11 protein-coding genes are annotated in these 14,542 nt (G+C 40.7%); 1 reads left to right on the forward strand and 10 read right to left on the reverse strand.

Annotated features, from left to right (window positions below):
- Positions 1–72: 72 nt before the first annotated feature.
- The 7 genes from OK025_RS25540 to OK025_RS25570 form a co-directional block, all read right to left on the reverse strand.
- Positions 73–972: a dihydrodipicolinate synthase family protein gene (locus OK025_RS25540; protein ID WP_317667580.1), complete on the reverse strand. Its 900-nt coding sequence runs from the start codon at positions 970–972 to the stop codon at positions 73–75.
- A 407-nt stretch (positions 973–1,379) separates the two neighbouring features.
- Positions 1,380–4,475 (reverse strand): CusA/CzcA family heavy metal efflux RND transporter, encoded by a 3,096-nt coding sequence (locus OK025_RS25545; protein WP_317667581.1) that lies wholly within the window; start codon positions 4,473–4,475, stop codon positions 1,380–1,382.
- Position 4,476: 1 nt separating this feature from the next.
- Positions 4,477–5,583 (reverse strand): efflux RND transporter periplasmic adaptor subunit, encoded by a 1,107-nt coding sequence (locus OK025_RS25550; protein ID WP_317667582.1) that lies wholly within the window; start codon positions 5,581–5,583, stop codon positions 4,477–4,479.
- Positions 5,580–6,854: a TolC family protein gene (locus OK025_RS25555; protein ID WP_317667583.1), complete on the reverse strand. Its 1,275-nt coding sequence runs from the start codon at positions 6,852–6,854 to the stop codon at positions 5,580–5,582. Before OK025_RS25555 ends, OK025_RS25550 begins: the two co-directional genes overlap by 4 nt.
- A 90-nt stretch (positions 6,855–6,944) precedes the next feature.
- Entirely contained in the window at positions 6,945–8,291 is a 1,347-nt protein-coding gene (locus OK025_RS25560; protein WP_317667584.1) for a HAMP domain-containing sensor histidine kinase, read from the reverse strand.
- A gap of 2 nt (positions 8,292–8,293) precedes the next feature.
- Entirely contained in the window at positions 8,294–8,974 is a 681-nt protein-coding gene (locus tag OK025_RS25565) for a response regulator transcription factor (RefSeq protein WP_317667585.1), read from the reverse strand.
- 280 nt (positions 8,975–9,254) lie between these two features.
- On the reverse strand, positions 9,255–9,785 hold the full coding sequence (locus OK025_RS25570) for an NAD(P)H-dependent oxidoreductase (protein WP_317667586.1): 531 nt from the start codon (positions 9,783–9,785) through the stop codon (positions 9,255–9,257).
- 154 nt (positions 9,786–9,939) lie between these two features.
- Between OK025_RS25570 and OK025_RS25575 the strand changes: the two genes are divergently transcribed.
- Positions 9,940–10,302: a winged helix-turn-helix transcriptional regulator gene (locus tag OK025_RS25575; protein ID WP_317667587.1), complete on the forward strand. Its 363-nt coding sequence runs from the start codon at positions 9,940–9,942 to the stop codon at positions 10,300–10,302.
- A 29-nt stretch (positions 10,303–10,331) separates the two neighbouring features.
- On the opposite strand, the gene OK025_RS25580 is transcribed toward OK025_RS25575, so the two are convergent.
- The 3 genes from OK025_RS25580 to OK025_RS25590 all read right to left on the reverse strand — a co-directional run bounded on the left by OK025_RS25580 (position 10,332) and on the right by OK025_RS25590 (position 14,540).
- On the reverse strand, positions 10,332–10,829 hold the full coding sequence (locus OK025_RS25580; RefSeq protein WP_317667588.1) for a DinB family protein: 498 nt from the start codon (positions 10,827–10,829) through the stop codon (positions 10,332–10,334).
- Positions 10,830–11,197: 368 nt separating this feature from the next.
- Positions 11,198–12,880: a glycoside hydrolase family 32 protein gene (locus tag OK025_RS25585; RefSeq protein WP_317667589.1), complete on the reverse strand. Its 1,683-nt coding sequence runs from the start codon at positions 12,878–12,880 to the stop codon at positions 11,198–11,200.
- A gap of 244 nt (positions 12,881–13,124) precedes the next feature.
- The gene (locus tag OK025_RS25590; RefSeq protein ID WP_317667590.1) at positions 13,125–14,540 is read right to left on the reverse strand and encodes a Gfo/Idh/MocA family oxidoreductase; all 1,416 of its coding nucleotides are present in this window, start codon (positions 14,538–14,540) and stop codon (positions 13,125–13,127) included.
- Positions 14,541–14,542: the final 2 nt, after the last annotated feature.

Below are 14,542 nucleotides of genomic sequence, written 5' to 3' on the forward strand. Positions count from 1 at the left end.
TTTTCGCTTATTTTTACCCGGTCCTAAAAAGGAAATTTTCTGAACCTTCGTCCAGAAAGTTCAGAAGCATTCCTATAATTGTGGTCTAGTTGCGATTGAATCTGCAATAATTTTTTTAACACGTTGTTCTTCCTCGCCGATCAATGGCAATCTGGGAGCGCGTGTATAAGGTGTTGAAATTCCTTCTGCTGTCGCCGCCAATTTAATATATTGGACCAATTTAGGATGAATATCCAATTCCAATAAAGGCATAAACCAACGGTATATTTCTACAGCTTTACTGTACTCGCCAGCCTTTACAAGATCGTACATGGCCACAGTTTCTCTTGGAAATGCGTCGACCAGTCCAGCAACTAAACCATCAGCCCCTAACATCAAAGACTCAAGCCCCAACGTATCTACACCAGCCATAATCTTTAATCGATCACCAAAACGATTTTTCAAACGCGTGATATTTGTTAAATCTCGTGTAGACTCTTTCACTGCCTGAATATTTGGTTCCAATAAGAGTTCCTCAAACATATCCAGCGATACATAAGTACTATAGTCAACAGGGTTGTTATAGATTAAGATTGGCAATTTGGTGCTTTGTGCAACAGCACGAAAATAAGCGACCGCTTCTCTATCATCAGCTCTATAGCGCATCGGTGGCAATAACATCAAACCATCTGCGCCCAATTCTTCACTAGTCTGGGCCACTTTGATCGCTGCAGCAGTTGTATTTTCGGCAATATTTAGCAACACCGGTACACGTCCATTAACAAGTTTCAACGCATATGTCAATAAATCATACTTTTCTTCTGTACTCAAAACACTTGCTTCACCCAATGATCCAGCGATAATCAAACCGTGAACACCTCCATCCAATTGTGCTTCAATGTTTTTACCAAACATATCAAAATCCAAATTTCCATTTTCATCAAATGGTGATAACATTGCAGGATAAATTCCTTCCCATTTAAATTGTGCCATAGCGTATTATTTTAATATTTCTTTATCACAAATCTATTTGGAATAGCGAGGTCAATCTTCTTATGAATTAATCAACACTGACCTAATATTGACCTTTTCTAGTAAACACAACTCATGAAGAAGCGGAAGAATGGCTTTCTAATTTTAAATACAGATTTATAACTTATTTCAGCAAAACTTCGGATTAATGCTTTTAACGTTGAAATTTGATTTCAGTAACTTAAATGTAAGTTCAACATTTATAACAAGATTTACAAAAAATAGCATGTAAAAGATATATATACATGTTTATCGGCGTAAAATTCTGACAGCTATTATGGAATGAATAGCTGCAGATTAGAAATAACAAAGGTTGCACTGTCTGACAGGCAACCTTTGTATCGTATATAATAATTAAAAATGGGTAACTAATCGCGGCTCTCCTTTTTATAAGAGAAGTAAAAAACGATTGGCAGTACGGAAAACGATAGAATCATACAAATAATCAATCCGCCGACAATCATAATAGCCAAGGGTTTTTGGATTTCAGATCCCATTCCGTTTGAAAGTGCAGCCGGCAACAGTCCCATTGCCCCCATTAACGCAATCATTAGGATGGGTCTGATCCGGCTTTTTACAGCTTCATAAATAGCGGGTTTCAAGCTCATTTTATTCAACAGATTTTCTTTCATTATCCCTATTAAAACAATGCCGTCAATCGTGGCTACGCCAAAGAGAATAATAAATCCGATACCCGCCGAAATTCCAAATGTTGTCCCAGTAACCCACAGCGATACAAAACCGCCTATAAAAGCAAATGCCAGTGTCAGCGAAGAGATCAACGTATCTTTGACGTTGCCAAAATTGGCATACAGCAAGAGTAAAATCAAAATAAGAGAAATTGGCACAACATTCATCAACTGTTTTGTAGCCCGTTCCTTGCTTTCGAATTCTCCGGCCCACACGACCTTATAAGATTTGGGCAATTTAACATCTTTTTCTATTTGTTTTTTTGCATCTGTAATTGTACTTCCCAAATCCCGCCCTTCAATGTTGAAGCCAACACCGATATAACGGGAATTGCCCTCTCTGTAAATAAATGCCGGACCGGTATGATAATCTATTGTTGCGATCTCCCGAAGCGGTACTTTCTGATCATTCATTGTGGGAATGATGATATTTCCGATCTTCTCAGGATTATCACGATACGATTTTTGGAAGCGGAGACGTACATCAAAGATGCGTTCGTTTTCATAGAAATGTGTCACAGATTGCCCGCCGATAGTCATTTCGATCACAGATTGCACATCCTTGGTCGAAACACCATATTTGGCCATTTTTGAATCATGCAGCTGAATCCTTAGTTCAGGCAAACCGATATTTTTGAAAACATTGATGTCCGTAATACCGTTCACCTTTTTAAGTGATTCGGCAAACTTATTGGCTTTATTTTCTAAATCTTGCAAATTCTCACCAAAAATTTTGATGACCAGCGGACTTTTTACTCCAGCTACGTACTCCTCTACATTATCCTGGATCGGCTGGCTAAAACCAAAATTTATTCCCGGAAAAGTCTGTAGACTATCCCGCATCTGACTGATCAATTTCTCTTTTGACAGCTTTCTTTTCCACTCGCCTTCGGGTTTCAATTCAATATTGAATTCAATATTGAAAAAACCGGTTGGATCTGTACCATCATTGGGGCGGCCTGTTTGCGTCATGATAAAATCAATCTCGTCAAATTGCTTCATCAATTTTGCTTTCATGGTTTTGGTCAGCTTCACAGATTCCTCCAGGTTGACACTATTGGGTAAGGTTGCGCGGACATAAATTGCACCTTCATTCAGTTTCGGAAGAAACTCTGAGCCATAATGGCTAAACCGAAAAATACAGACGAGCAAAGCTGCAATAAAAATCGACAATGTCCATTTTGGATGGTCGAAAGCTTTCCTAAAACCTTTAAAAATGGCATTGCGGCTGACCTTGGTGATCTTATTCTCATCTTCTTTGATATTCTTTTTCAATAAGTATTTACACATCGCGGGCACATAGGTCAAACTCAGGATCAAGGAACCCAACAAGGCATAACCGAGCGTAAAAGCCAACGGTGAGAACATCTTTCCTTCCACCTTTTGAAAAGAGAAAATCGGCGTCAATGCGACAATCAAGATCAGTAGGGCAAAAAAGATATAGCCTGCTACAGAGCCGGCACTTTTCTTAATGATTCCTAGTTTGGAGATTTTATTAAAGCGTTCCGTCCCGAGCCGATGAGCCTCTTTTTCCAAAGAGACAAAAACAGTCTCCACGATGACCAGCGTTCCTTCGAGCAACAATCCGAAGTCCAATGCCCCCATGGAAATCAAATTTGCAGGGAGCCCCTGTATTTTCAAACAAATAATCGCAAATAGGAAGGCCAATGGGATCACCGATGCAACGATAAAGGTTGTCTTCCAATTGTTTAAAAAGATAAAGACAATAATCGAAACCAGAAGAACTCCTTCTATCAGGTTTTTGGAAACCGTATGCACGGTATTATTTACCAGTTTTGTGCGATCAATAACGGGTTCAATCTTGACATTTGCAGGTAAAATACGTTCATTCAGCTCCGCTATTTTTTCTTTTAACTTTGTCACAACTGCAGATGGATTTTCTCCCCTGAGCATAATGACGATTCCCTGGACAAGATCATCTTCCTGGTTGAGTCCCACCTGCCCAAGTCGCGGTTTTGCCCCCAGTTCGATTTCGGCTACATGCTTGACTAAAATCGGTGTATTGCCGACCACCTTGATCAAAATATTACCGATATCATCAATCTTATCCAATAGGCCTACCCCACGCACAACATAGGCTTGATTTCCTTTCTGGATCACATCGCCCCCCACATTGATATTCGAACGCGAAACGGCTTCATAAACATCCAGTGGCGATAGGTTATAATTGGCCAATTCTGTTGGATTGATCTTTATTTCGTAGATCTTTTCCTCGCCCCCGAAACTGACGACATCCGCCACGCCGGGCACACCGACAAGCTCCCGTTCAATCACCCAATCCTGAATAGCGGAGACTTCCTTGATCGGAAGATTACTCTTGATAACATAACGAAAAATTTCTCCTGTCGCACCAGATGGTGGTTCGATGGAGCTTTCGGCCCCTTCTGGTAAATCAATGGAGCGCATCTTATTACCCGCATATTGCTGCGCATAGAAATCCGCTACCCCATCCTCAAACTGAATTGTTACCACAGATAGACCAAACAAAGAGATAGATCTTACATCCGTCTTCTTTGGAATGGTATTCATTTCTTTTGTAACAGGCAGTGTAACGAACTTTTCTATTTCTTCAGCACTGCGCCCGGGCCACTGCGTGATAATCCTGACCCGTGTGTTGGTCACATCCGGGAAAGCCTCAATCGGCGTATGGAGGTAGGCATATATCCCGCCGAACAATAATGCCAGCGTAAAAAACAGGACAACCAAGGAATGTTTCAATGAGAATGAAACAATATTTTGTACAACTTTCTTCATCCTATCTATTTATCAGTTCATCAAATACGATCAGCTCATTTTCGGTCAGCACCTGATCTCCCTCGGCCACACCAGATTTGACAAAAGCATATGTTTCATTCTCAGCGACAATATCAACTGCTTTAACCGACAAGTCGCAGTCATTTTTGTAGCGTACAACGAAATTCTGATTGTTATGGAGGATAATGGCATCCTTCGGAATTGCCAGCATACGCTCTTCCTGTCCCGAAACGGCCTTTTCGACCAGTACATCCACGCTCATGCCCGGCTTCAATCTCAGGTCTTTGTTCAACAACTTTACGCGCGCTTTGACCACACGTTCTTCCGGATCAAAGAAGTTGGCTACCTGATCAATATAACCGTCAAAAGTTTCACCTTTATAAGCCAGTGTAGTGATCTTGACAGGAGCCCCATTTTTGACAAAAGGTAAATTATTTGCATAGATATTGACCGAAACCCACACCTCATTCAGTTTACTGACCGACAGCAAATCGGCGTCATCGCCAACAGTCATACCAGGACTCACCTTTTTATCTACGATATAACCAGCTTTGGGTGCACGGATGTAAAACACACCATTTTCCGAGGAGCCATTCAGCAAACTCATGTTCGCTTTCACATGGCGGATTCCAATCTGCACGGCTTTCAATTCACTTTCCATCTCCTCCAGCTCCCGCTGGGAAGCCATACCATCTTTCAGCAGGCTACGCAGGCTAAGCAATTTACTCTCCGTCAGCCTCTTGCTATTTTCCAGCTCCCGCAGCTCCTTTCCTAAGTCATTGACCGAGGTCCCTTTAAGCGATACCAGAATCTGTCCTTTTTCTACATAATCACCCATCTTGACCGAAACAGACTGCACGATACCGGGTATAGGGCTCTTTAACGCAGCAAGTTCATCCTGATCGTATTGAATGACCCCATTTAAAGCGATCTGTTCAAAGACAGTCCGCTTCTGTATCGAATCAATTTTAATTTGATTTTTAAAGTCGGCGCTAAGACAAAAGCCTTTAGCAGCAGGAATAGGCTGCTCATCAGTTTTCGCCGGCTGACAGCTCCACAATAAACAAATAGATAGCAGTGTCAATGGCGTTAAAAAATTACTTTTCATGAGACAATATCCTTTCCGATCAAGTACGTCAGTTCCTCCTTATACTGAAGATATCTCGCCCTGCGTTCCAATATTGATTCTTTGTTTTCCATATAATTATTGATAAAATCTATAAATTCAACGATGGTCAGTCTCCGTTGTTGGAAATTGCGCACATAGCGTTCTAGCGCTAGGTCCAATTTACCATCAAAGCCCATATCCGTTGTCTTCAAACTCAGTTCAAGGTTGCTGAGCCGCTCCGAAAGGAAGTCGATCTCCCGTTCAATGTCGATACGAAATTGCTCGATTTCCACTTTATTTTTATCAAGCTCCAGTTTAGCGATTTTGATATTCCCCTGGTTTCGGTTAAACAGAGGAAGGTCCATAGCAACCCCAAGCCCTATAAAATCGCGCATGATATTTCCACCACGGTCGTAATTCATGGAGACCTGCAAATCTGGTATACGTTCGGCCTTTTCTATTTTCAGCTGAGCATCGCTTTTTTTCAATTCGTTATGGATGATTTTATAGTCGCTGCGATTGTCGAGGGCCATCGTTTTCCACTCTTGTGTTTTTCTCTGGAGAAAATGCGGTATGCCGATCGTATCTGATATAGTGAGTGCGGTCCCCTTGTCTCCGAGATAGCGCGCAACCTCATTCATTTTTGTGATTTTTGCCTGTTGGATTTCATTCAGTTTGTTACCAAATGCGATAGACTCGCTTTGAATCCTGAGATAGTCCATCTCACTTACATTGCCTTCTTTCCACTGATTTTGGTATGATTTTGCCAACGTCTGAAAGATATCCACCTGACTATTGTATAACTTCTCCTTTTCCTGCAGGATCTGCAATTCGAGACATTGGCTCCGGAGATCATATTTTAGGTTCCGCAGCAATTCCTCAAATTGGAGCTGGGCATTTTCTTTTTTAAGAAGCTGCAATTGCACCCTTTTTTTTCGTTTGCCAGCCATTTCGATGGTCTGTTCCAGTTCGATCGCCACCTGCTGGTACCTACCGTAATTTCCGATCAGTGCCGGAAAGGATTCGCTGGAAGGGTTTTTCCAAAGATTGACTTCGGAGATGGAAATCGTTGGATTGGGCCACAACTTTGCCTGAAGCACGGCAGCTTCGGCTTGCTGCATATGAAAACGCTGTGCCATTAAGGTCAGGTTATGAGCAAGGAATACCTGCTCGATCTCCGCCTTTCGCAAACGGTTTTCAACCGCCTCCTGCGAAAATAGCTTGCTATTCAGGCCAAGAAGTAAAAATAATGTAATACGTAGTTTTCTCACTTAATTTTGAATTTCCACAAAACTAAATGACAGGGATTACAGGCAACTTTAGGTTAAATTAAAGTTTGATTAGAAGGGATTAGAAAATGATTAGAATTGAGGGAATAATAGGGATACCGTTGTACCTAGATCATTTGAACGAATATCAAAGTCTACCCCTTGATCCTTAAATACAATCTGCGCAAAAGAGAGACCTATGCCGCTGCCCTTAACTTTACCAACATTTGATCCTCGATAAAAAGTCTGTTTCACAGACTCCAGTTCGGCTTGTGGGATACCAATACCACGGTCTATGATTTGCAAAGACAGTCTGCCATTTACACCTGTCATTCGGACAAGAACTTCCTGCCCATTTGCATATTTAAGTGCATTTTCGATTAAATTGGAAATAGACAGGCTGACGAGCATCTTATTGCCGCGAAAATTAAAGTATTGTGGTTCTTCTACCTGTATATCGATTTTCAATGGCACGGCAAATGATCTCGAAAACTTAGGAACAAGATCCCATACGATCTCGTCTATGCGAAAGGTTTCCAGTGAACGTTTCAGGGCCTGATCTTCGGTCAGCAATAGAAAATTACCAATAAGCTGATTCAGAAAATTCACATGCTCAGTAATGGTTTCGGCCAATTCATGATATTCTGCTTCACTTCTGACCTTTGTACCGAAGACCTCCATTGAGCCCAAAATTCCCGCCAAAGGTGTTCGAAACTCGTGTGAAACATAACTGACAAAGTTCTTTCTAATAATCATGTTTTCACTGATCCGACGTAGGAGCGCATTATAACTTTCAATAAGATCTTGTAGTTCGTCCTTCGTTTTTATAGTCGTTAGAGGCTCCTGAATCGTGTTTAAATCCTTCTGCTGAATTTCTTGGATCACTTTACGAATGGGTAGATAAGCATATTTACTCAACCAAACCGACAGCAAGGCAATACTGATCAATGCAACGAGAAAAACAAAGACAAGTGTAATGAGCAAACGATTCAACTGATGATCAAAGTCAGCACTAGATTCTTTGACAAACACAAAGAAATCGCCCTGATTATCTGGATAATACAAACCAAAATAAAAGCTATCTTCTGTTTTAAAATAAATCGTTTTGTCTGTTTTCAGCTGGTTCAGTAAATCCTTATTAATTTGACTATCAAAACGCATACCGCCATAACTTACTTTTCCTTCGGCATTATACACAGCTACCATCGCACGCTTGACCAAACTTTCATATTGATTTTTGGACTCTAGGTGCTTTAGAGGACTCTGCTCATCTGCCTCGAGGTAATAAATGCCGGCTATTTTCGCATTTTTTTCGAGGGAACTGATCAGATGTCGTTCCGAGGAATTATAAAATATCCAGTAGATGACTAGCGTTGCAAGCCCAAAAATAATGGTGAATACCAGCGTAGAAAAGAGTGTAAGCCGAATTTTTAAATTCATTGTCAGTCCGTTGTAAGCATATAACCGACTCCTTTCACCGTTTTGATAATGGAGGTATTGCTCCCCTCATCAACCTTACCTCTTAGATAAGAAACGTACACATCGACGACATTGGTGCTGTTATCAAAATCGATTCCCCAAACGGCCTGCAAGATTGCAGTCCGTGAAAGCGTTTTATTCCGATTTTCGATCAGATACTTAAATAGTTTAAATTCTTTGGGGGAGAGATCGACATTTTTACCATTCTTATGAACTTCATAACGTTCAAGATCCACTTTTAAATCACGAATTTCTACGCTGCTATCCTTTGGCACGTTTTTATAATTGTCCCGACGTACCAGGGCTTTGATACGGCTCACCAATTCCTTAAAGGAAAACGGCTTGACGAGATAGTCATCGGCACCACTTTCCAAGGCCTCGACCTTATCTTCAATCTCCCCTAAGGCGCTCAAAATCAATATCGGAATATGATTTTTTCGATACCTGACCATCTTCGTAAACTGGATACCATCTATTCCGGGCAGCATGATATCAAGTACAATAATATCCAAAGAATCTGCATTGATCCATTCACGTGCAGCTTCCGCAGATTCAACTAAAATGACTTGGTGCCCCATTTCTTCCAGACCTTTCACCACAAAGCTGCTAATCCGGCGATCGTCCTCTACTAAAAGTATCTGCATATTATACGCTGTTTATTTTTATGCGGGATTATAAAAATTGCGAATTCCTCCCGGAATTCTACAAGTATACGAATTTACAATTTAATCACTCAGTGCCCCATAGCGGTTTGGTTACGACATCACGACCAATACCAAGCCAATTCAGGGGTAAAATATTGCACATCTTATAATTTGTTTATATTTAGCTTAACAATTCGGCAAGGAATCAATATGAACACAGTATTGCGCTCCAACAGGAAAAGAAGTCATGAGAGCAGTTGTTGACATATGAATTCACTGACTATAACTGCTCCAAAAAACTGAGATACTGCGAAACACTTTGCGCTATCCATTCTTTGGATGACTCTTTTTCTATTCCGTAAAAGACGAAAGGCTTTTGATAATTCGCTTTAACATAGTCAAAAGTAATTTCAAAAGGACTTGTTAATTGCTCCATACTATATTTATACTTACCCGTAACCCCATACTCCTGCTCGTCTATCCCAGCCGAAATCGCTAATGCGATTTTCTTTCCTTCCAGTTTATACCCACTTTTTTTACCGTAAGCCCATCCGTAGGTAAGCACCTCATCCAACCACTGCTTAAAAAAAGGCGGGCAGTTAAACCAATAAAAGGGGAATTGAAATACAATTTTATCATATTTCTCCATCATCTGCTGTTCTGCCACGACATCAATTTTACCATCCGCATAGACTTGGTGCAAGTGATGGATATCATAACGATCGGATTGGTTTTGCAATGCCTCAACCCAACTTTTATTCACGAGGGAGGTGGCAAAATTAGGGTGAATAACGACTATTAATGTTTTCATATTTTTATTTATGTATCTATGCACAAGTCAGCAGGTCTAGCCAATTCATTGCGGCAATTTTAATAAACGACATGACTGTGATTTAAAAGTAGCGACATAATTCTTATTTTGCCCTATCTGTAACCCAATGTTAGGTACTATAAAAAATGTGCGTATGACTAAAATCAAGACGAGTTCCACTAACTTTTCAAATAAAAAGCAACTTGAGCGTAATTGCCCCGAAGTCTTTGCCGCTAATGTGCTTGGTGGTCAATGGGCACTAGCCATTTGTTGTTATCTCATCAATGGCGCGCTACGTTATTCTGACATCAAAAGATGTTTACCTGGTATCACTGAACGGATGCTCACCCTACAATTGCGAAAGCTGGAAGAGGATCACATTATAAAACGTACTGTATATGCAGAGGTACCGGCACGCGTACTCTATGAGCTGACTGCGCTGGGTTATGAACTCAAACCAATTATTCAAGAACTTGGGAAATGGGGAGAAAAGTTACAACAAGTTCAAAAATCATAACCTCTAGCGGACAAAAATATAGTTTGTTTTTAATTGATACATCGTGCCGTTACCAGTAATTGGCCAACATGGCGCTGTGCATGCTCGGCAGCGTGGAACAACAAACCAATCAAGGTCGTAGGAATTCGTTTTCTACCCAAAAAACGCACTTCCGTCAAGGTTTCCGGATCAATTAACGCTAGTTTTTGCACAGATTGCTGAATCTGTCGGTGTAAGTTTTCTACAAGCGCTGTTACGCTCACATCGCTATTTTCTATACCTTCCCTATGGAGGTCGTCAAATTGCTCATCCGACAAGGATTTGTTTTCGGCATAAGTAAACATGCGATCGATTACCCCACGAATATGTTGCAGGTGAAAACCTATACTGGCATTACCTCCCGGTTTTGTCCAAAGTTGGGCTGAAGATAGTTGTGCAGTATACTTTAAAACATCTTCTTCAACCTGCAAGAGTGTATGAGCAACAGGTTGGAGAAGAGCAGGAACCCCTTCAATAGGTCCACGCATCCATACTTCTAAATTTTCCATGCTTCTAAAATAGCTAATTGTCTGCAACTGATGCTTTTTAAATTCCACGAAGCCAAAGCGTGCAAAAAGAATACAGAAGGCAGTCTGTTTTCGGTAAAAATACAGTTTACTCCTATAAAAATAGGTACTTCCAATAGCTTGTTTAAAGAAGATTAAATTATTTTTTAAAATAAATTTGCATAGTGTAGGAAATACACTTACCTTTGTATCATCATAATTTAGGTTTATAATTGGTTATTTAAGGTTTTCATTCTCCCCGTTTGAAAACCTTTTTTTATGACCAAAAAGTATAATCTTCCAGCACCATTTTTATCAACTTACCGAATTGAGAGAAACAGTCTCTCCATTGTCGTTATATCATACAAGTATTATTTAAGCCATATACTGTCAAGCGTATAGAGGTCGGCAGATTCCAATACGGCTTCACCATTAAAAGCGAGGAGCTCATAAGTTATATTATTCCGATCAAAATTATAATTTATGGGCATGTAAACTTCTCCATTTTGCGCAAAAAGTTCGAGCCCAGTCCGATCTACAAACAACTTGAATACTAACTTTTTATTTCGTAAAGGTACTATGGCCCTCACATTATCAACAAGGAGCTCTTCCGTCGAAACGTTATAATTAATTGCCAGGCCCCGCACATTGATCTGAATATTTTTGGCTTGTTGTGGATCGATGACCAAATCCAATTCAGCAATTTCAGCGTTGAACTGCTGAAACAAACTTGAATCGTTCGAACTAATTTTCTTTCGGTTGATGCTGAGTTTTTCTTTTCTTAATTTTTGCAATTCTGTCACCGGCTCCCGAAAAAGGCGAATACCCTTTTCCGTACTTTTCAATTTGAGTTCCATTGGAATACTCATGGATTGATTAAAAGCGGAGTTCCCTTGATTTGTATGTGTGCGCCACCAGCCGATTTCAATGCGTCGCTTCTTCGGTTCATTGCTAAAAGTTTGCGCGGCATAATAATCACGACCATATTGACTAAACAGGCGTTCGATCTCAAGATGAAAAGATTTTCCATCAAACTCTCCGATCGCATATTGGCTATTAGCCCCCGTCAAAACCCATTTTTTATTGTTCGGGTTACCGTCTACCGCCAATTCAAAGAATTCGGGACACTCAAATAAATAACGGTCATTACCCCGCCCGCCTTTTATTTTGCTCGCAAATGTCCATATTTTTAAATCCTTTGAGGTAAAAATCTGCATCGTGTGTTGTTCCTGTTCCTCTTCAACATAAAGCACAAGAACCCATTGCTTTGAGGGGGCATGCCAAATTACTTTTGGATCTCGGTTTCCTGCTGTTATTTTATCCAAAATATGGTTTGGCATTTTCTCAAATTTCTGACCATCCAAGCTGTATGCCAATCCCTGTCCCCATGATTTCTCCGCAGCCGTATAAAACAGGATCATGGGGTTTGTTACCCCATTTTTTCCAAAACCAGCGGTATTGTTACTATCCACGACAGCTCCACCGCTAAACATGACGCCAGATTCGTCTGGATATAAAGCCTCTCCCAATTCCTTCCAATGCAACAGATCGGAGGACACGGCATGCCCCCAATGCATATTGCCCCAATTGGTTCCATAGGGATTATGTTGAAAAAACAGGTGATATTGTCCATTAAAAAAGACCAGACCATTCGGATCGTTCAACCAACCTCTCTTGGCCGAAAAATGAAATTGTCCCCTTCGATCTTCAGCATAGACCTTATCGTTATCATCGGTATCGCTCTGTGCAATAGGATTAAACAAAGGAATTTCTTTGTCTGATGTATTTGCCACCACCTTAAGCTGATGTCCCTTCCACTTCCCTATATCAAGATAGGCTATCCAATCATAGGTACTATCTGCCAGTTCGACATCAAACCACCTTACTTTATCGTTTCCCAGCCATACCTCAACATGACGTTTGGGAGCACCATTTTTAATTGGAATTTTAAGATACCGATGGGTTGCCTGAAAAGATTGGGTTGATAAATTTTGACCATTGGTATTAAGGACCAATGCTACAATGCTTATAAAGAGCAGGGATACTTTATACATGACGTTAAGGTTTAAAAATTGAATTGCTGCATCACAAATATACCTAAGGGAGGAGAATTACTTTCTACTAGGACTGATCAAAATAGCGCTGATCTGTCTCAATTTGTTTGGGATTATCATGCTTTTCCCACCTTTTCTTTTATATAATGAGCAAGCAAATCGTACATTTCAGGAAAGACTTTTCAAAAATAAAAAGGGCAATGTGAACATTGCCCTTTACTTTCTATAACCAGTTACTGGTCCATTACATCTTATAATACTGCTCCCAGCCTCTTGCAGGTGGAGGACCTGCTAAGAGTGCATTGGCAAACTTATCATTCGTCACTTCTTTTGTCTGTGTATTCAAGATCAACTTACTGTTTAAACGTTGTGCAATTACACCTAAGCAAAACACCTGGCTCAAAGGACCTGCAATTTCAAAAGCCGAGCGGGTTTTTTCTTCGCCTTTACAACCTTTTAAGAAATTAGCAAAGTGGTTTGATGGTGATTTTGGCACTTCCGGCAGCCTAGATTCCATGTCCTTGGCTTTCGCTTCGGGAATAATCTGCAAGGTACTGGCATGGGAACCACCTTTGAATATCAAATCCTTGCTATAGATAATTTTCCCAGGATTTAGTTTGGCAGGCTCCAATTTTCCTGTACTCGGTGCAGGAATATTAGGATCCAATCCAGAAACACCATAGCCTTCGGGTATAGGTGGCAAATTATCCAGTCCATCGTACCAATTGATATCTACAGCTGGCATCTTTTTCCTTTTTGGGAAATGAAATTTTAAGGTTGAAGACATGGGGAAAAAATAGGAATTATACCCATCGAGCTTCACCGCGGACACTTCTGTCGGAAGCCCCAAATCTAAAAATTCATGCGCTGTATCCAATATATGTGCACCCCAATCGCCCAATGCCCCCATTCCAAAATCATACCAACAACGCCACTGACCATTTACAAAATCCTTATTATAATTATGACCTATGGTCTGCATTTGCCAAAGATCCCAATCTAATGTTTCGGGAATCATCTCTGCGGCAGGAAAACCCTTCATATTCACATCCCAACCATGCCATCTACGCGGCATATTCATGTGTGCATCAATGCGCGTCACATCCTTAATAATACCGGCATCTTTCCAGGCTTTAAACTGAAAGTAATTGGCTTCGGAGTGCCCCTGATTTCCCATTTGGGTAGCAAGTTTAGGGTTTTTCCGGGCTTTATTTGCCATCAGTTCAACTTCTAGGAATGTTCTCGCCATAGGTTTTTCCACGTAAACATGTTTACCCAAATCCAGTGCAAGCATTGTTATGGCAAAGTGCGAGAAGTCGGGAGTCCCGACACTTACAGCATCGATCTGATTTCCCATTTTGTCAAACATCACCCGAAAATCCTTAAACTTAGGTGCATCGGGAAACATTCCCAAAATTTCCTGCGTATGTTTCGCACCAAGATCAACATCACAGAGCGCAACAATATTACAAAGTCCTGTTTTATAGAGCTCTTTAATGATGTCGGCAGCCCTATTTCCCAAGCCTACACAGGCCAGATTGACACGCTCATTTGGCTTGGCCAAATTGATATTTCCCAAGACGCTATTAGACAACATCACAGCTCCTGCAGCGATAACAGACTGTTTAACAAAGCTTCTGCGCGATAAATAATGATTCATAA

This window comes from Sphingobacterium sp. UGAL515B_05 (genome assembly GCF_033097525.1).
Taxonomy (GTDB): Bacteria; Bacteroidota; Bacteroidia; order Sphingobacteriales; family Sphingobacteriaceae; genus Sphingobacterium.

Coding starts and splice junctions, on each gene's coding strand:
- OK025_RS25540 (WP_317667580.1), bottom strand. CDS start 972: ATGGCACAATTTAAATGGGAAGGAATTTATCCTGCAATGTTATCACCA.
- OK025_RS25545 (WP_317667581.1), bottom strand. CDS start 4,475: ATGAAGAAAGTTGTACAAAATATTGTTTCATTCTCATTGAAACATTCC.
- OK025_RS25550 (WP_317667582.1), bottom strand. CDS start 5,583: ATGAAAAGTAATTTTTTAACGCCATTGACACTGCTATCTATTTGTTTA.
- OK025_RS25560 (WP_317667584.1), bottom strand. CDS start 8,291: ATGAATTTAAAAATTCGGCTTACACTCTTTTCTACGCTGGTATTCACC.
- OK025_RS25565 (WP_317667585.1), bottom strand. CDS start 8,974: ATGCAGATACTTTTAGTAGAGGACGATCGCCGGATTAGCAGCTTTGTG.
- OK025_RS25570 (WP_317667586.1), bottom strand. CDS start 9,785: ATGAAAACATTAATAGTCGTTATTCACCCTAATTTTGCCACCTCCCTC.
- OK025_RS25575 (WP_317667587.1), top strand. CDS start 9,940: ATGACTAAAATCAAGACGAGTTCCACTAACTTTTCAAATAAAAAGCAA.
- OK025_RS25580 (WP_317667588.1), bottom strand. CDS start 10,829: ATGGAAAATTTAGAAGTATGGATGCGTGGACCTATTGAAGGGGTTCCT.
- OK025_RS25585 (WP_317667589.1), bottom strand. CDS start 12,880: ATGTATAAAGTATCCCTGCTCTTTATAAGCATTGTAGCATTGGTCCTT.
- OK025_RS25590 (WP_317667590.1), bottom strand. CDS start 14,540: ATGAATCATTATTTATCGCGCAGAAGCTTTGTTAAACAGTCTGTTATC.